Below are 17263 nucleotides of genomic sequence, written 5' to 3' on the forward strand. Positions count from 1 at the left end.
TATGTCGCTGGCAAGGGCATCGTTATGGACGGCCGGGTCGACGCTGGTCAAAATTGGCGTCGGACTGCTGGTGGTGAAATTACTGGCCGTCGCCTTCGGGCCGGCCGGGGTCGGCCAGGCGGGTAATTTCCGGCAATTGGTTACCGTGCTCGGCGTATTGTCCGGGGCGGGGATTTTCAACGGCATTACCAAATATGTCGCCCAGTACCAGCAGCAGCCGGAGCGGCTGCGCGCGGTGCTGGGTACCGGCTCCGCCATGGTGCTGGGGTTTTCCACGCTGCTGGCGGCCATCTTTCTGCTGGCGGCCGAACCGATTAGCCGCGCGCTGTTCGGCCACGGTGATTACCGCAACGTGGTGCGGGCGGTGGCGTTTATCCAATTGGGCATCGCTTATGCCAACCTGATGCTGGCCATCCTGAAAGGATTTCGCGACGCGGCGGGGAATGCGCTGGCCGTAAGCGGCGGCAGCGTACTGGGAGCGGGCGCTTACTTTCTTTGTTATTGGCTGGGGGGATACCCCGGCGCGCTGGCCGGTTTGGCCGTTGTGCCGGCCATCACGCTGATTCCGGCCGCCCTGGTCCTGGCGTGGCGGCGCCATATCCGGTTGCGCGATTTGCGACTGGCCTGGGATCGGGCGCTGGCTACCCAGCTTGGCAAATTTACCCTGATGGCGCTGATGACGTCGTTCACCCTGCCGGTGGCCTATATCATGATGCGAAATCTGCTGGCGCAGCGGTTTAGCTGGAATGACGTGGGGATTTGGCAGGGGGTCAGCAGTATTTCGGATGCCTACCTGCAATTTATTACCGCCTCTTTTACCGTCTACCTGCTGCCCACCCTGTCGCGCCTGACCGATAAGCGCGCCATCGGCCAGGAAATCGGCCGCTCGCTGCTGTTTGTTCTGCCTGCCGTCGCGACGGTAAGTTTGCTATTGTGGCTGCTGCGGGATGTGGTCATCCGCCTGCTGTTTTCCATGCAGTTCGACGCCATGCGCGATTTATTCGCCTGGCAACTGGTGGGAGATGTACTGAAAGTGGGCGCTTACGTATTTGGTTATCTGGTGATTGCCAGGGCCTCGCTGCGGTTTTATCTGCTGACGGAAATCAGCCAGTTCCTGTTATTGACCGGCTTTTCCCATTGGTTGATCCCGCTGCATGGCGCCCTTGGCGCGACGCAGGCATATATGGCAACCTATATGGTGTATTTTTTACTTTGTAGCGGCGTGTTTCTAGTTTATTGCAGGAAAAAATGACCCAATTGATCCATGTGCTCGGCTCGGATATTCCCCATCATAATCTGACGGTGCTGCGTTTTTTTAACGACCAGCTGGCGGAGGGCCTTCCCGCGGCCTTAGTGGGGAGTTTTATGGTGGCGGCCGTAGACGATGCGCCTTTTGCGGCGTTTGAACGCCTGGCCATCGAGACCTTTGCCGATAAGCGGACGCTGGCCCGGGCGGTGATTAAACGGGCCGCCGCCGAGCCCGCCGCGCATTTTTTCCTGCACGGGCAATTTAATCCCGGATTATGGCTGGCGCTGCTGACGGGTAAAATAACGCCGGCCCGGGTCAGTTGGCATATTTGGGGGGCCGATCTGTATGAGGATTCCCCGAATTGGAAACACCGGCTGTTTTACCTGCTGCGCCGCCGCGCCCAGGGCCGGGTCGGGCATGTGTTCGCCACCGAGGGGGACCTGTCGGTATACCGGCGCAACCATCCCCGGGTGCCGTCATCGCCGCTCTATTTCCCCACCCGCATGAACCCGGCGTTAGGCTACGATCGGCCTGGGCCCGAGGCGGATAAGCTGTTCACCGTGCTGGTGGGCAATTCAGGGGACGGCACTAATCGTCACCTGGAGGCGCTACAGGCGATTCACCGGCAATTCGGTCCCGATGTGCGGGTTATCGTGCCGCTGGGTTACCCGGCCCGCAATGGGGCCTATATCGCCCAGGTACGCGCCGAGGGGGAGAAGTACTTTGCACCGGGGCGTCTGGAGCTGTTAACCGAACCGGTGGCGTTCGATGATTATCTGGCGATATTGCGCCAGTGCGATCTGGGCTACTTTTTATTTAACCGCCAGCAGGGCATCGGCACGCTTTGCCTGCTGATCCAATTTGGCGTGCCCTTCGTGCTGAGCCGGTTAAATCCCTTCTGGCAGGATTTAACCGGACAACAGGTACCGGTATTATTCCACGGCGATGCCCTCGATCGGGCGGTGGTCGGCGAAGCGCGGCGGCAGCTGGCCGGCGTGGATAAAACCCGCATCGCCTTTTTTTACCCCAATTACCTGGACGGATGGCGGCGAGCGCTGGCCGTGGCGGCGGGGACGCCGTCATGACCCTGGGCCAGTTCGGCGGCGTGCTGGTGGTTTACCTGCTCTCGCTGCTATTTGTCCTGACCCTGACCTACCGGGAATTCCGGCGCATCAGATTTAATTTCAATGTGTTTTTTTCGCTGCTCTATTTATTAACCTTTTATCTTGGCTTTCCCTTGACCTGCATCCTGGCGTTCCGTTTTCAGGTACAGGTGGTGCCGGTGGAATACCTCACGCAGGCTTTCCTGGCCGCCACCGCGTTTTATGCCATTTATTATGTCAGTTATAAAACCCGCTGGTTTCCCCGCGACCAGCCGCCGCGCCGGGCGATACTCAGCCTTAACCGGGTAGAGACCCATTTAACCTGGATACTGCTGGCGCTGACCGCCATCGGCACCGTGGGCATATTTTTCATGCACAACGGTTTTTTGTTATTTCGCCTGCACTCCTATAGCCAGATATTTTCCCGCGATGTATCTGGCGTAGCGCTCAAGCGCTTTTTCTATTTTTTCATTCCGGCCATGTTAATTATTTATTTCCTCAACCCCACCCGCCGCAGTTGGTTATTATTCCTGTGCGGTACGGTGGCCTTCGGGATTTTCACCTATATGGTAGTGGGGGGCACCCGGGCCAATATCATCATCGCCTTCGCCCTGTTTTTGTTTATCGGCATCCAGCGTAATTGGATCAGCCTGTGGATGCTGGGCAGCGCCGGCCTGGCGGCGGTGGCGGGCATGTTCTGGCTGGCGCTGAAGCGCTATGGGCTAAACGTCAGCGGCGATGAGGGGTTCTATACTTTTTTATACTTGACCCGAGATACCTTTTCACCCTGGGAAAACCTGGCGCTGCTGCTGCAAAATTACGATAAAATCTCCTTCCAGGGCCTGGCGCCGATTATTCGCGATTTTTATGTTTTTATCCCCGGCTGGGTATGGCCGGAGCGGCCGGGCCTGGTGCTCAATACCGCCAACTATTTTACCTGGGAGGTATTGAATAACCATTCTGGCCTGGCTATTTCGCCGACCGTTATCGGTTCGCTGGTGGTCATGGGCGGCGTGGCATTTATTCCCCTGGGTGCTATCGTGGTGGGATTGGTCCTCAAAGGTTTCGATACCCTTTATGAACGGGGAAAGTCGGCCAGGGATCGCTACCGTTCGGCGGTATTGCAGGCATTTTGCTTCGGCGCGGTATTTAATATGATTGTACTGGCCCGCGAAGGCGTGGACGCCTTTGTTTCGCGGGTGGTCTTTTTTGGCCTGGTATTCGGCGCTTGCCTGATATTGGCAAAATTGATTTTTTGGTTGCTTAACCGCGCGGGTTTGATTCGGCCCCGGCATACGCGCGGCGCGACAGAGGCATTGTGAGCGGTTAAACCTCTGAAGGGATAATAAATGGAAAACATCGACGGGATTCCACGCTACCATATTCGTGGTTTGGCGATTTGGGGCTTTCGCGATCAACAGCAATTTATCGAGTATTTATTCGGCGGCCCCATGGTTAAAATCGGTAGCCTGGTGGCGATAAATGCTGAAAAAGTCCTGACCGCTGAACGCGACGCCGAGCTGGCGGCCCTGTTAAACGTCGCGCAATACAAATATGCCGACGGCATCAGTATCGTGCGCTCCATTCGCCGTAAATATCCGTCCGCCGAGGTATCACGCATTGCCGGCGCGGATTTATGGCAAGGCATCATGGCCCGCGCGGGCAAAGAGGGCACGCCGGTGTTTTTGGTCGGCGGCAAACCCGCGGTGCTCGACCAGGTCGCGGCGCTGCTGCGTTCTAAATGGAGTGTGAATATCGTGGGTCTCCAGGACGGCTATTTTACCCCTGACGACCAGGGCTCACTCTTTGCCCGCGTGCAGGCCAGCGGCGCGGCTATCGTTACCGTGGCCCTGGGATCGCCAAAGCAGGAAAAATTTATGCGCGATTGCCAGGCCAGCTATCCCAATGCGCTTTATATGGGGGTAGGGGGCACCTACGACGTCTTCACCGGCCATGTGAAACGGGCGCCGCTGTTCTGGCAGCGCATGGGGCTGGAGTGGCTGTACCGCCTGCTGCGCCAGCCGAGCAGGATTGGGCGCCAGTTTAAACTTTTGCGCTTCGTGGGCTACTATCTCAGCCGGCGGTTATAAGCCCGCAAATGCCGCAGACACTATGCCTTTGGCCGAAAATAACGGCATCGGCGGCCGGCATAGCGGAAAAAGCGCGCGAACCGGGCAGGAAATGAGCAAAGGGTCATCAAACCTATCAAAAGTATGAAAAAGCACTAGACAGTGAGGCCGCGATTCCGTACTATCCCCACCCGCAACGGCGCTAAGCGCCCGTAGCTCAGCTGGATAGAGCGCTGCCCTCCGGAGGCAGAGGTCTCAGGTTCGAATCCTGTCGGGCGCACCATTAAATTTGTGCGCAAGTGCCGTGGTAGTATCGTGTTAGTATGCGTATTAACATGTTAGCCGCGTTGCGGAAGTAAGCAGTATTAGTAATGGTGATTGTAGCTCAGTTGGTAGAGCCCTGGATTGTGATTCCAGTTGTCGTGGGTTCGAGCCCCATCAGTCACCCCATTAATTAGTGGCCATGCGAAGGTGGCGGAATTGGTAGACGCGCTAGCTTCAGGTGTTAGTGTCTTAACGGACGTGAGGGTTCAAGTCCCTCTCTTCGCACCACAACCTCTTTACCGGTAATTTTGCTACCGATGTCTGTACAAAATAATGTACTTACATAAAAAGCCTATGTCGTTTATATAACCTATGTCGTTTATATAAATAGGCGAGCACGAATTTGTAATAGCACCACAGTAAACGGCGAGTAGCGCAGCTTGGTAGCGCAACTGGTTTGGGACCAGTGGGTCGGAGGTTCGAATCCTCTCTCGCCGACCATATTCCCGATGGTTTGGTTTGCCGGAGTGCAGGCCAGGCCATAAGAAAACGGTACGTCATCATGACGTACCGTTTTTTTTTGTTTCCAGCCAGGTATTTTCCCCAGGTCTTGATATCCAGGGACAGTAGTCGCCTTACGGGGGGTAATGCGCAACCGACGGCCGCATGATCCAGAGGGTCGGGGCCGGGGGATTGACAAGCAAGGTCCATCATCTGAAGATGAAACCTTAGCCCAGCATAAGGCCCGTTCAGATGAAAAACGCTCCTGCCGTCACCATTCACTATTGTTCTCAATGTAACTGGCTGCTGCGCGCCGCCTGGATGGCGCAAGAATTATTACAGACCTTCAGCAACGATCTGGCGTCGGTCACCCTGATCCCCGGCACCGGCGGTATTTATGAAATCGCCGTGGATGGCGAGATTTTATGGGAGCGTAAACAAGACGGCGGCTTTCCAGACGCGGCGCAATTAAAACAGCGCTTGCGCGATCGCTGTTTTCCCGATCGCGCGCTGGGGCACGTTGATAAACCGCGCGGTCAAAATGATACCCGCCCATAGCGGGTTATTCCCTATGGCGCTTTAATTACTTGCGTATATCCTATATTCCCATAGCTAGCGGCTATTTTAGCATCCTATTGCAAGATTATTATCACCGCCGACGATTGCTAATCGGCATCAATACTATCGCCTGCCCTATCAGGCCAGTGGTTGAGCATAAAATCAGGTAAATACCGTAGAGAATTTCCGAGTTTGTTTGGTAGCTTTGTCGCCAATGATTATGGCCTGGCATAGGCGCCAAAAGGGAACGGGAAATGTTTGCTAACTGTCAATTGTTCGGTATGGATCTGGCATTTCCCGACGTCTGTTTGACTCCCATGCCATTGCCGGTACCGGTGCCTTATCCCAATATGGCCTTGGGCTGCATGGCGACCCCGCATACTTATAAAGTCCTGTTTGCCGGTTTGCCCGCGCATAATATGGCGACGTTGACCTATACCAGTTTCGGGGATAATCCAGGCGTGAATCTGGGGGTGATGTCCGGAACGGTAATGGGAACCTCGCGCCACTTAATCGGTGCTTTCACCACCCTGATTAAAGGCTCCCCCGCCACGCGCATGACCAGCCTGAGCTTGCAAAACGGTACCAATATGGTTGGCCTGCGGCTTATCCCCAGCCAGTTTAAAGTCATGATGCTTGGCTTTTAATTGCCGCCGCAATAATTACAGGACCTGTTAATGCGCCAGACGACGTTGCCGCGCCGTTATTTTAGCCGTATCAGAACATCATATTATCTGCTTATCCTGGCGGCGGTTATTTTAATCGCCGGCTGTGCGGCGGATGACAATAAACCGGTAAATAATACCCTCCTGACTTTTACCAGTTCCGGCCTGGTTAATAACGGGGCGCCGCTAAAAATCACGATATTACAGTTAACTCATCAATGTCGTTTTTTGGCCGGGGATTATTACGATCTGCAAGGGGACGCGAATAAGGTGCTGGCGGAACATCTGCTTGGCAAAAATGAGCTTTTCCTTATGCCCGATGACGCCGAAAAATTAGCAACAGCTATCGCGATCGAATTAGCCCCCGGCGTCCGTTATCTGGGTATTTTCGCCGAATATAAAGGCATGGCGCATAAAACCTGGCGGTTGGCCGTTGCCCTGCCGGCGCTAGCGAAACCGCTTTTTTTAACCAGGCTTTGGACCGGTCCGCGGCCGGACGAGGCCCTGACGATCGAGGTGTCCCCGGCCGGTTTGCGTTACACCGCCGCGGCCCCAGGCGACCGGTAGGCGTAAACAGAACGAGTGGCAGGAACATTAAACATGAAAAACGTGCATAAGGTGCTTTGGACCGAGGGAATGTTTTTACGTCCCCATCATTTCCAGCAGGCGGAAGAGTATCTGGAAAGCTATCAATGGGGCATTCAGCAGAAAAGTTATCCCTGGGGATACTCATACCTGAAAGTGGACGAAAGCCTGCTGGCGCTGGGCAAGGTGGCGCTGGCGGGGGCGCGGGGCGTTCTGCCGGACGGCACGGCGTTTGATTTTTCGGATGTGTTCGACGCGCCGGCGCCGTTGGATATTCGCGCCGATCGCGGCGCATTCACCGTGGTGCTGGCATTGCCGGTCAGGCGCGCCGGCCGTGAGTCGGTGATTTTTAGCGAAGCCGCGGACTCGCTGGCGCGTCACCTGGCGTTTGAAAAAGAGGTCGACGATGTTAACGCCCTGTCCCTGGGCCGAGCGCAAGTGCAGTGCGGCAAGCTACGTCTGCGACTGATGCCTGAACATGAGCTGAACGGCGAATGGGTTTCCATGGGCGCGGTGCGCGTGCTGGAAAAAGACCGGGAAGGAAGCGTGGCGCTCGATAAGGGATATATCCCCCCGCTGCTGGTCAGCCGCGCCAGTCAACCGCTGCAAGGTTATCTGCAGGAACTGATGGGCCTGTTGCACCAGCGCCGCCAACGGCTCAGCCGCCATCTGCAACGGCGGGAGGAGGGGCGGGACACGGTGGCGGCGGACTTGCTGTTGCTGGCGCTTGTTCACCGGTTCAGCGCCCGGGTGAGCCATTTGCTGGATTTACCGCGCGTCCACCCCGAACGCCTGTTCGCCGAATGGTTGCCCTTTGCCCTGGAACTGGCCGTATACCGCCCGCCCCATACCTTCGAGGGTGATTTGCCCCATTATGACCATGGCGACATCGGCCGCTGTTTCGGCGAATTGATGGCCATGCTGCGCCAGGGTCTGTTTATCATGCTGGAAGAAAGCGCCATTGCATTGCCATTGACCAAACGGATGCCGGGACTGCAGGTGACGACGTTGCCGGACCGGGATATGTTCAACCAATTCGACTTTATCCTGGTGGTGGACGCGGAGCTGAAGTCCGACGCGCTGTCGACCGGTTTCCTGGCGCAGATAAAAATTGCGCCGGCCTGCCGTATCAGCGATCTGGTACAACTGCAATTACCCGGCATTCCCCTGCATCGCCTGCCGCTGGCGCCCCGCCAGCTACCTTACCGGGAGGGATGTTGTTACTTCCAACTGGCGAGAGACGGCGCTTTGTGGCCGCAACTGGTGGAAACCGGGGCGTTCGCCATTTATCTCACCGGCGAATTCGCCGCGCTGAATTTGTCGTTCTGGGCCGTAAGGCGTCCGCCTGCCCAAGGTAACGCCGGCGCATGAACGATCGCGAACTGACCACGACTCAGCGAACCGGCCACGTTAATCCATTGCTGGAGGCGGCCTTTCCGCTGCTAAACGCCATTTCGCATTTTCGCTACGCGCCCGCGCCGGACGATCCGGCGGCGCTGCGCCAGAAAATGATCGCTGAAGTGCGGCGTTTTGAGAAGACATGCCAGGCACTGGGCCTGGACTATAACGTTATCGTCGGCGCCCGCTATGGTTTGTGCACGTCGCTCGATGAAGCGGCGGCATTAACCCCATGGGGTAAAAGCAGCATCTGGGCGGGAAACGGCCTGCTGGTAGCGTTTCATAATGAATCTGGGGGCGGGGAGAAATTCTTCCAACTGATGGCGGCGCTGCTACAGCAGCCGGAGAAGTATATCGACCTGCTGGAACTGCTTTATTTCTGTCTGCTGTTGGGTTTTGGCGGCCGGTATCGGGTAATGGAGAATGGCCTTTACCGGCTGGAGATCGTGACCCAGCGCCTGGCGCAGCAAATCCGGCGCATCCGGGGCGATTATGCGCCATCCCTCAGCGATCCGCGGGTCATTTCCCCGCCGCAGCGGCGATCTTCCCGCGGCAGGAATATGCGGTTGGCCAGCGCGCTGCTGTGCGTCGTCGTCTTGTGTTCCCTCTATATCGGGCTGGACGCCAGGCTGGACTCCGCCGCCGACCGGGTGGAAAAAAGGATTTATAGCCTGCCGCTGCCCAAACCCCTGCCGCTGGCGAGCGGGTTTTCATTACCCCAATTGCTGCGGGCGCTGGAACCCGAGATAGCGGCCGAAAAAGTTGCGGTAAGCGTCGTGGACCAACGGGTGACCATTACCCTGGGCGGCGGCGATCTGTTTCCCTCGGCCTCGTCGCTGCCGGACCCGTCTTATCATCCGGTTATCAGGCTGATCGCCAGGCATTTATCCTTGGCGCCCGGCGTCATTACCGTGCGCGGACACAGCGATAATCAACGGATCGCGACCGCCGATTTTACGTCCAATCACGCGCTGGCCGCGGGCCGTGCCGCCAGCGTGGCGCAGTTGCTGCGCCAGGAATTGTCCCATCCTGAACGGATCAATACCGCAAGCGTCGCGGGGGCGGCCCCCCTGGTGCCCAACACTACGCCGAAAAACCGCGCGATCAATCGGCGCATTGACATTGTCTTTAGCATCGCGACCGGCGCCAACGGCATCTCATGAAGCAGGAACCCATAGCATGTTAAGGACTTTAACGGCGCTCGCCGGCAACGGTTTATTTTGGCGCGCCGTCGCCGTCGTTGGGCTTTGCCTGGGGATATGGACCCTGGGGCCGTTAATCGGCGTCGGGGCGCGCCAACCCTTGGCCTCGGCGGCGGCGCGGCAGGCGGCCATCGGCGCCACGATTGCCATCTGGTTATTGCTGCGGCTGGTTCCCGGCATCCGCCAGGCCCGTTTCCAGCGCAATCTGCGCCGGCAATTGCAGCCGCTTGATAGCGCAGACGCGGGAGACACGGCGGCTGACGTCACATTGGCGCAAAGCGTTAAGGGGGCGATGCGTACCCTTAAGCGGCATTATTTCGCCGGCGGCGGCTTAAAACGGCCGTGGCTGGCGGGGTTCAGCCGGCAATATTTATATGCCGCTCCCTGGTATCTGGTGCTCGGCGCCAGCGGCAGCGGCAAATATAAAGCGTTACAGAGCGCGGGGCTGGATTTTTCCGATCCTGCTCATCACCCGGACGGCGCGGCGCGGGGCAGCCGGCCGCCAAATCATTGCGCCTGGTATTTCACCCCGCAGGGCGTGCTGCTTTGTCCTTCGGGCTGCTTTTTGCGGGAGGGGAATACCGCCTGGAGCACGCTGCTGGGGCTGCTCAGGCGCCACCGTTCCCGCCAGCCGATCAACGGCGTGGTATTGGCGGTCAGCGCCTGCGATTTGCTGCATGCATCCCGCGACGAACAGTATCGCCAGGCCCTATCCCAGCGCAAGCGGCTGCATGAGCTGCGCCGGCGGTTAGGCATTAATTTCCCGATATATGTCATGATCACCAAAGCCGATCGCCTGGCGGGATTCAGCCAATTTTTCAGCCGGTTCGACGGGCCTGAGCTGGAGCAGGCCTGGGGCATGGCGTTTGTTTTGCCAAGCCAGCCCCCGCACGGCTTCGCCCCGGCCTATGACCGCTTGCAATGGCGATTAAATGCCGCGCTGGCGGATACCCTGCTGGCGGAGCAAGATCCGCACCTGCGGGCCAGGAGCTTTGTCTTCCCGCAGGCCTTTGCCGCACTGCGGCCGACGCTGCTGCGTTATCTCGATATTCTTTTCGCCCCGTCCCAAGGCGATCCGAACCTGTGGCCGCGCGGGGTCTACTTTACCAGCGCCAATCAAAAAAATGTCCGGGCGCCAGCCGCGCCGCCGGCGTGCCAAGACAGCATCTTCGATTACCGCTTCACCCCGGAGAAGATGCCCGCGGCCAACGAGGATAACCCCCCGGCGCCGCAGAGCTATTTTTTGCAATCGTTGTTCAGGGATATTATTTTCGCTGAGAGCGGCCTGGCGGGGACGCATTATTGGCGCCTGTATCGCCGGCGGCTGCTGGTTATCGCCGGCTGCGGCGCGCTATCCGTCCTGCTTTGCCTGGCGGGGGGCTACTGCATAACCAGCTACCATAATAACCGGCTTTACCTGGCCCAGGTGCAAACGCGCCTCCAGGCGCTGGAACAACAAAGTTCCGCCATACTGCGCGCGTCGGGGGTCGGCCTGCCGAATTTATTACCCTTTCTTGACGATCTGCGGTTATTAGCCGGCCACGATAAATTCGATGTGCGCCATCCGCCGCTGGACTATCGCATGGGGTTGTATCGCGGCGCCATGCTAACGGGTTCGGCCGATGCCGTTTACCAGCATGCGCTTAAACGCATCCTGCTGCCGCTGGTGGCCCGGCAGGCGGCTACGGTGCTGAGCCTGGCGGATTTCAGCGAGGCGGATAATACCTACCAGGCGCTCAAGGCCTATCAAATGCTCCATGAGCCGCGCCATTACGATGGGGAATTTTTGCTGGCCCGGGTCGTCATGACCCTGGAACACATGCCCGGCGCGGCGGGGCTGGACGCCGCCGGACGCGAGCAGTTGCGCCGGCATCTTTCCCGGCTGATCGACGGCGGGCCGCTGCGCTCCCCCTATCCAAGAGACTGCCGCCTGGTCAAGGCCGCGCAGCGCGCCATCCAGCAACAAACCCTGTCCCAGCGCGTATATCATCGTTTGAAGCAGTCATTGCTTAAGGACGGCGGGTTCAAATCGGTCAGCCTGGTCGATCTGGCGGGCGGCGCGGCGGAACAAGAATTGGTGCGCATCAGCGGCATGCCGCTAACCGCGGCGGTGCCGGGGCTGTTTACGCCGCAAGGATACTGGCTTGGTTTTCAGCAGCGGCTGGCCGGGGAGATCGCCGGACTGCGAGCGGAGGACCGCTGGGTGTTGAATCGGGATCATCCGCTGGCAGAGGACGATGTGGCGGGCAATGTGCGCCAGTGGTATATGAACGATTTTATCCTGCGCTGGGACAGCTTTCTCAGCGATATCGGCCTCAGGCCCACGCTTGATCTGCACCAGCGCATTAACAGCGTGCGGGTGCTCTCCGGCGAGCGTTCACCGCTGCGCTGCCTGGTGGTGGGTATCAGCCAAGTTCTCTCGCTGCCGCCGCCGGACATGGCCCGGGGCAAGTTGGCGCATGCCAGCCGCCGCCTGGGCGAAAAAACCGCGGGCGTGCTCAATAGCCTGTTTTTCCCCACCGGTGCAAACGACGGCGGTGTTTCTCCCGAACAAACGGTGAGAAACCACTACCGGGATATTATCGACCTGGCCCGCCCGCAGGGCGATAGCATCGCTTTCGACCCTATCCTCCAGCAGCTCGGCGCCTTATACCGCTCTTTAATTGCGCTGCAAAATAGCGCCGATGCCGCTGTCGCCTCCGGCGATATCGTGGCCGGACTGCGGGCCGATGCCCAGCGTTTACCGCCGCCGCTGCGCGGCCTGGTGCTCGGGCTGGCCAACGGGGCCAGCCAGGATACCCAGCGCCAGGCGTGGCTCCGGCTGCGCCGGTTATTCGACACCCAGTTGGGCGACTACTGCCGCCTGGCCATTGCAGGGCGCTATCCCTTAGCGCCGAACGGCGCCATCGACCTGGGCCCTGACGATCTGGCGCGCATGTTTGCGCCCGGACAGGGACTGTCCGACCGGTTTTACCAGCAGCATCTGGCGGACAAGGTGAATACCGGCGCCGGCCGGTGGCATTTTTTCCCCTGGGTGCAAGCCGGCGGCAAACCCGGGGACGACGCGATGCTGCAATTTTTCCGCGCGGCCCGTTATGTTGGCGATGCGTTTTTCCCGCCGGGGGCGCTGCGGCCCTCGTTTTCCTTTACCCTGCGCCCGCAAACCATGGACCACGGTATTCTGAGCCTGACGCTGGATATTGACGGCCAAACCCTGAGCTATAACCACGGGTCGCCCGCGGACTACCGCCTGAGCTGGCCGGGACCGCGCCAAAGCGGCAAGGCGCGCCTGACCATGATGTTGGCCGGCGGCGCGACCAGGACTATTGAAAAACAGGGGGCCTGGGCCTTTAACCGCCTGCTGGACTGCGGGAAACATCAGCGGGTCGGCGATTCCATGACCTGGCGTATTACCTTCACGCTCGACGGCCACGCCGCCACGCTGGAACTCATTCCCGACAGCGTGCGCAACCCTTTTACCATGCCCCACTTCAGCTGTGCCGCGCCGGCGGAGCCACTATGAATATCGATCTCTTGCTTACCCCGGTGAGCCACGACGCCCCCTGCGGCGAAAATCTCGAATATGACCCGGTCTTTATGCAGGTGTGCCAGCTGGCGCGCGGCAAGCCGGAACAGCAGTTTGGCGACACTATTATCCCGGCGGTCGAACCGGACTGGCGCGAGGTGGAAAACCGCGCTTTATCCCTGCTGCGGCGCAGTAAAGATCTGCGGCTGATGCTGCTGCTGGCCCAAAGCTGGACCGCCCTGCGCGCCTTGCCGGGCTACGCCGACGGAATGGCGTTGCTCAGCGAAGCGCTGTCCCGCTATTGGCCGTCCCTGCTGCCGCCGCTGGCGCTGGACGGCGAGGCCGACCCCTTTGTGCGGATTAACCTGCTGCGCGAACTGGGCGACGATTTCACCCTGGCGAAACTGCTGCGCCATAGCCGGTTCATGGCCGCCGGCGCGGGCCAGCTGACCTTGGCCGAGGCCGTGGCCGGTATTGACGGGAGCATGCCGCCGCCGGGGGACTACCCGGGCGGTCCGACGCGGCTGGCGGCTGATATCCAGCGCGGCATCGATGCCCTGGCGGGTCCCATCGCGCAGATCAACGCCGCCACCGAACGCATTTTTAGCCTGCTGCGCCATCATCTTGGCGACGGCGCGCTACCGGAAATGACCTATCAGTTAAGTGCCATGGGCGCGCTGGCCAGCGCAATCAGACCCGCGCCGCTTGCGCCGGACAGCGCCGAACGGCCGATCCCCGCGCCGGTGTTATCTCCGGCCGCGGGGGCGCCGGCGGCATGCCATGGGGCAATCCGCACCCGGGATGAAGCCTATGAGGCGCTCGAACGCGTCAAAACGTATTTTAACCGATATGAGTCAAGCCATCCTGCGCCGCTGATGATTGAGCGGGTGCAGTTACTGATGAGCCAGGATTTTATGGCGATAGTGCGTAATTTGGCGCCGGACGCTGTGGGGCAACTGGAGCATTTTTTTGGCTGCGACAATCAGGGTAGCGGCAATGTGGAGTAATAAGGGCTTTCAAGGAGAACCATAAATGAAATCAAAAAATAACGGACAAAAATTTATTTCCCGCAATCGAGCGCCTCGCGTCCAGATTGAATATGAAGTGGAGCTGTACGGCGCGGAACGCACGGTCCAGCTGCCATTCGTGATGGGCGTCCTGGCGGATTTGGGTGGCGGATATCAATCATCGGCGCGTATCGACGAGCGCAAATTTCTCGATATTGATGCGGATAATTTTAATGAGCGCATGAAGTCATTCCAGCCGCAGGTCGCTTTTCAAGTGGCGGATACCTTAAGCGGCCAGGGCGATTTATCGGTGGCGCTCACCTTTGATCATATGGACGATTTTTTGCCGGATGCCATCGCGCGCCAGGTGGCGCCGCTGAACCTGCTGCTGGAAGCCCATGTCCAGCTGTCTAATCTGCTCTCTTATATGGACGGCAAACACGGCGCCGAAGAACTGCTTGCCTCGATTTTACAGGATAACTCGCTGCTGGACGGCCTGGCCGACGCACCGCCGGAACTGGAATCCGGGGAACCCGCCGGCTCATGCGCCTCCCCGCGGCCCGCATTGACGCGCCATGACGGCGTGACCAAAACCAGGGCATTGCTTGAAGAGAAGTTTCGCCCGAAAACCGAACAGGCACGCTATGCGGTAGAGCAGGCGGTACAAACGCTGGCGCGCCAGGTGCTGCAAAACCCCATCGCGATATCACGCGATGCTTTTAGCGCCATCCAGGGACTGGTCTGCGTGATTGATCAAAAAATGTCCTGCCAGATCAACGCCATTCTGCATCATCCGGACTTCCAGCGGCTGGAGGGCACCTGGCGGGGCCTGCATTACCTGGTCAACAATACCGAAACCGGCGAGATGCTGAAAATCCGCGTCATGAACCTGGGTAAAACGGAGCTGGCCCGCACGCTGAAACGCTATAAAGGCGCCAGCTGGGATCAAAGCCCGCTATTTAAACGTATCTATGAAGAAGAATACGGCCAGTTCGGCGGGGAACCGCTGGGATGCCTGGTGGGGGATTTTTACTTCGATCATAGCCCGCAGGACGTGGAGTTGCTCGGCGAACTGTCGTTAATCGCCGCCGCCGCCCATTGCCCATTTATCAGCGGCGCATCGCCGGGCGTCATGCAGATGGAAACCTGGCAGGAGCTGTCTAATCCCCGCGATCTGAGCAAAATATTCCAAAACACCGAATATGCCGCCTGGCGCATGCTGCGCGAATCCGAAGACGCGCGTTATATCGGGCTGGTCATGCCGCGCCTGCTGGGACGCTTGCCCTATGGCGCGCCGGAAAATCCGGTGAATTCATTTAATTTTACCGAGCACACCGCCGGGGCCACGCACGCTAATTTTGTCTGGATCAACGCGGCATACGCCATGGCGGTCAATATTAACCGATCGTTTAACGAGTATGGCTGGTGCACGTCCATTCGCGGAGTGGAGTCGGGGGGCGCGGTGGATAATTTATTGTGCCATAACTTCCCCACCGACGACGGCGGCGTGGATATGAAATGCCCGACGGAAATCGCCATCAGCGATCGCCGGGAGGCCGAACTGGCCAAAAATGGCTTCATGCCGCTGGTGTATCGTAAAAATTCTGATTTTGCCGCCTTTATCGGCGCCCAATCATTGCAAAAACCCGCGGAATACGGCGATCCGGATGCCAGCGCCAACGCCAATCTTGCCGCGCGCCTGCCTTATCTGTTCGCTTGCTGTCGCTTTGCCCATTACCTGAAATGCATTGTGCGCGACAAAGTGGGCACTTTCCAAACCCGCGATGAAATGGCGCGCTGGCTAAATAACTGGATTATCAATTATGTGGACGGCGATCCGCTTAATTCCTCACAGCAAACCAAAGCGCGCCGGCCCCTGGCGGCGGCCGAGGTACAGGTGAACGAGATGGCCGACAATCCGGGCTATTACCAGGCCAAGTTCTTTCTGCGTCCGCATTACCAGTTGGAAGGCTTGACGGTATCCCTGCGGCTGGTGTCCAAATTACCTTCCCTCAAACAGGGCGGCAACTAATATGCCGCGCTTAGCTAAACCATTCCCCAATAGGAGCGCCCCCCATGCATAACAGTATTTACCTGCGGGTAGAAGATGTGACCGGCGAGGCCAAAGATGGCGGCCATAAAGAGTGGATTGATGTGCAGCATTTTCAATGGCAGCTCCGGCAGCCCACCGAGAACGGCGTGGGCGGCGGCGGCGGCAGCGGCCGGCTGATGGTGCGGGATCTTGAGGTCTTTGCCCGGCTTGATAAGGCCATGCCGACCATGATGACGCTGGGGGCCCGCGGCTCCCGGCTCAAAACCGTAACCGTCGCCCTGAGCAAAGCCGGCAGCGGCCAAAAGGATTACCTGAATATTACGCTGAAAAACGTCATATTGAGCGGCGTGGAAATGATGAAGTATACCGGGGCGGGCGGCATGGAGGGCAATGCGGTCGCCGCTGGCGCCATGGGCGTCGTTTATCGTTTTTCACCGTCGCTGGTGGAAGTCAATTATTACGAGCAAAACGAAGACGGCGAGCCGGGCGCGCCGGTGACCTTTAACTGGGACGTCAAAGGCAACGTGCAGTAATGGCGGAACCGGATATCGATCGGGTATTAGCCGCTCTGCTTGACGGCGCGCCGCCGTCCGGCCGCACGACGATTGACGAGTCGGCGCTGGCCGGCGGCCCGCAGCTGTTCGAGGGCGGCGAAACCGACCCCACGCGCTTGTTCTTTCATCCCGCCGCCGCCGGCGGACCGGATTTCAGGTATGCGCCGGCGGCGCCGCGCACGCAAGAACCCACGGGACTTGCCCCGGCGCAGCGCCAGGCGATGCAGCGGGCGCTTACCGCCTGTTTTGCCGAAATTCTGCCCCGCCTCGCTCCCGAGCATTGCCCGCATATGCCGGGGGCCGGCCGCATCCCCTGGCGGCTGGCCGGGGCGCATAAGCGGCGGGGATGGCGCTGGGCGGAATACAGCGCGAGTTATCGCCATGCCAGCGCAATCTTGCTGAGCGATCTCGCCTCCGTGTTTGACTCGACCTTCCTGACGGTATATCAGCGGGAGATGAAGCGCGCCGGCGATGATTATCCCGGCAAACCGGCTCCGGATCGCCAGTAAGCGCGTGTTAAACCGCGCCC

Annotated in this window: 14 protein-coding genes, 4 tRNA genes and 1 pseudogene; all 19 read left to right on the forward strand. The window is 59.0% G+C overall.

What is annotated here, in order from left to right:
* Position 1: 1 nt before the first annotated feature.
* The 19 genes and pseudogenes from wzxE (at position 2) to ACL2XP_RS00475 (ending at position 17243) form a co-directional block, all read left to right on the forward strand.
* The gene (gene wzxE, locus ACL2XP_RS00385; protein WP_413736647.1) at positions 2 to 1252 is read left to right on the forward strand and encodes a lipid III flippase WzxE; all 1251 of its coding nucleotides are present in this window, start codon (positions 2 to 4) and stop codon (positions 1250 to 1252) included.
* Positions 1249 to 2334 carry a TDP-N-acetylfucosamine:lipid II N-acetylfucosaminyltransferase gene (locus ACL2XP_RS00390; RefSeq protein WP_413736648.1) on the forward strand — a complete coding sequence of 362 codons (1086 nt, stop codon included), beginning with the start codon at positions 1249 to 1251 and terminating at the stop codon, positions 2332 to 2334. The genes wzxE and ACL2XP_RS00390 overlap by 4 nt, the downstream gene beginning before the upstream one ends.
* Positions 2331 to 3674, forward strand: a complete 1344-nt coding sequence (wzyE, locus tag ACL2XP_RS00395; protein WP_413736649.1) for an ECA oligosaccharide polymerase — start codon at positions 2331 to 2333, stop codon at positions 3672 to 3674. Before ACL2XP_RS00390 ends, wzyE begins: the two co-directional genes overlap by 4 nt.
* Before the next feature lie 27 nt (positions 3675 to 3701).
* Positions 3702 to 4442, forward strand: coding sequence for a lipopolysaccharide N-acetylmannosaminouronosyltransferase (gene wecG, locus ACL2XP_RS00400; protein ID WP_413736650.1), 741 nt, complete (start codon positions 3702 to 3704; stop codon positions 4440 to 4442).
* 185 nt (positions 4443 to 4627) lie between these two features.
* Positions 4628 to 4704 (forward strand) — tRNA-Arg (locus ACL2XP_RS00405).
* Positions 4705 to 4795: 91 nt separating this feature from the next.
* Positions 4796 to 4871, forward strand: a tRNA-His gene (locus ACL2XP_RS00410).
* A gap of 15 nt (positions 4872 to 4886) precedes the next feature.
* A tRNA-Leu gene (locus ACL2XP_RS00415) sits at positions 4887 to 4973 on the forward strand.
* Between the two features lie 136 nt (positions 4974 to 5109).
* A tRNA-Pro gene (locus ACL2XP_RS00420) sits at positions 5110 to 5186 on the forward strand.
* 252 nt (positions 5187 to 5438) lie between these two features.
* Positions 5439 to 5744, forward strand: coding sequence for a SelT/SelW/SelH family protein (locus ACL2XP_RS00425; protein WP_413736651.1), 306 nt, complete (start codon positions 5439 to 5441; stop codon positions 5742 to 5744).
* 254 nt (positions 5745 to 5998) lie between these two features.
* Positions 5999 to 6391 (forward strand): DUF4150 domain-containing protein, encoded by a 393-nt coding sequence (locus ACL2XP_RS00430; RefSeq protein WP_413736652.1) that lies wholly within the window; start codon positions 5999 to 6001, stop codon positions 6389 to 6391.
* 30 nt (positions 6392 to 6421) lie between these two features.
* Positions 6422 to 6976, forward strand: coding sequence for a type VI secretion system lipoprotein TssJ (gene tssJ, locus ACL2XP_RS00435; RefSeq protein WP_413736653.1), 555 nt, complete (start codon positions 6422 to 6424; stop codon positions 6974 to 6976).
* 33 nt (positions 6977 to 7009) lie between these two features.
* Entirely contained in the window at positions 7010 to 8365 is a 1356-nt protein-coding gene (gene tssK, locus ACL2XP_RS00440) for a type VI secretion system baseplate subunit TssK (protein ID WP_413736654.1), read from the forward strand.
* Entirely contained in the window at positions 8362 to 9555 is a 1194-nt protein-coding gene (gene icmH / locus ACL2XP_RS00445) for a type IVB secretion system protein IcmH/DotU (RefSeq protein WP_413736655.1), read from the forward strand. The genes tssK and icmH overlap by 4 nt, the downstream gene beginning before the upstream one ends.
* 16 nt (positions 9556 to 9571) lie before the next feature.
* Entirely contained in the window at positions 9572 to 13117 is a 3546-nt protein-coding gene (gene tssM, locus ACL2XP_RS00450) for a type VI secretion system membrane subunit TssM (RefSeq protein WP_413736656.1), read from the forward strand.
* Complete coding sequence (locus ACL2XP_RS00455) at positions 13114 to 14127, forward strand: ImpA family type VI secretion system protein (RefSeq protein WP_413736657.1); 1014 nt, start codon at positions 13114 to 13116, stop codon at positions 14125 to 14127. Before tssM ends, ACL2XP_RS00455 begins: the two co-directional genes overlap by 4 nt.
* A gap of 25 nt (positions 14128 to 14152) precedes the next feature.
* Positions 14153 to 14620: pseudogene (gene tssB, locus ACL2XP_RS00460) on the forward strand (type VI secretion system contractile sheath small subunit); the annotation flags it as partial.
* A 72-nt stretch (positions 14621 to 14692) separates the two neighbouring features.
* On the forward strand, positions 14693 to 16159 hold the full coding sequence (gene tssC, locus ACL2XP_RS00465) for a type VI secretion system contractile sheath large subunit (RefSeq protein ID WP_413739036.1): 1467 nt from the start codon (positions 14693 to 14695) through the stop codon (positions 16157 to 16159).
* 44 nt (positions 16160 to 16203) lie between these two features.
* The gene (locus ACL2XP_RS00470; protein WP_413736658.1) at positions 16204 to 16713 is read left to right on the forward strand and encodes an Hcp family type VI secretion system effector; all 510 of its coding nucleotides are present in this window, start codon (positions 16204 to 16206) and stop codon (positions 16711 to 16713) included.
* The gene (locus ACL2XP_RS00475) at positions 16713 to 17243 is read left to right on the forward strand and encodes a hypothetical protein (protein ID WP_413736659.1); all 531 of its coding nucleotides are present in this window, start codon (positions 16713 to 16715) and stop codon (positions 17241 to 17243) included. Before ACL2XP_RS00470 ends, ACL2XP_RS00475 begins: the two co-directional genes overlap by 1 nt.
* The last annotated feature ends 20 nt before the right edge of the window (positions 17244 to 17263 follow it).

This window comes from Sodalis sp. RH21 (assembly GCF_047324175.1).
In the GTDB taxonomy this organism is placed as follows: domain Bacteria; phylum Pseudomonadota; class Gammaproteobacteria; order Enterobacterales; family Enterobacteriaceae; genus Acerihabitans.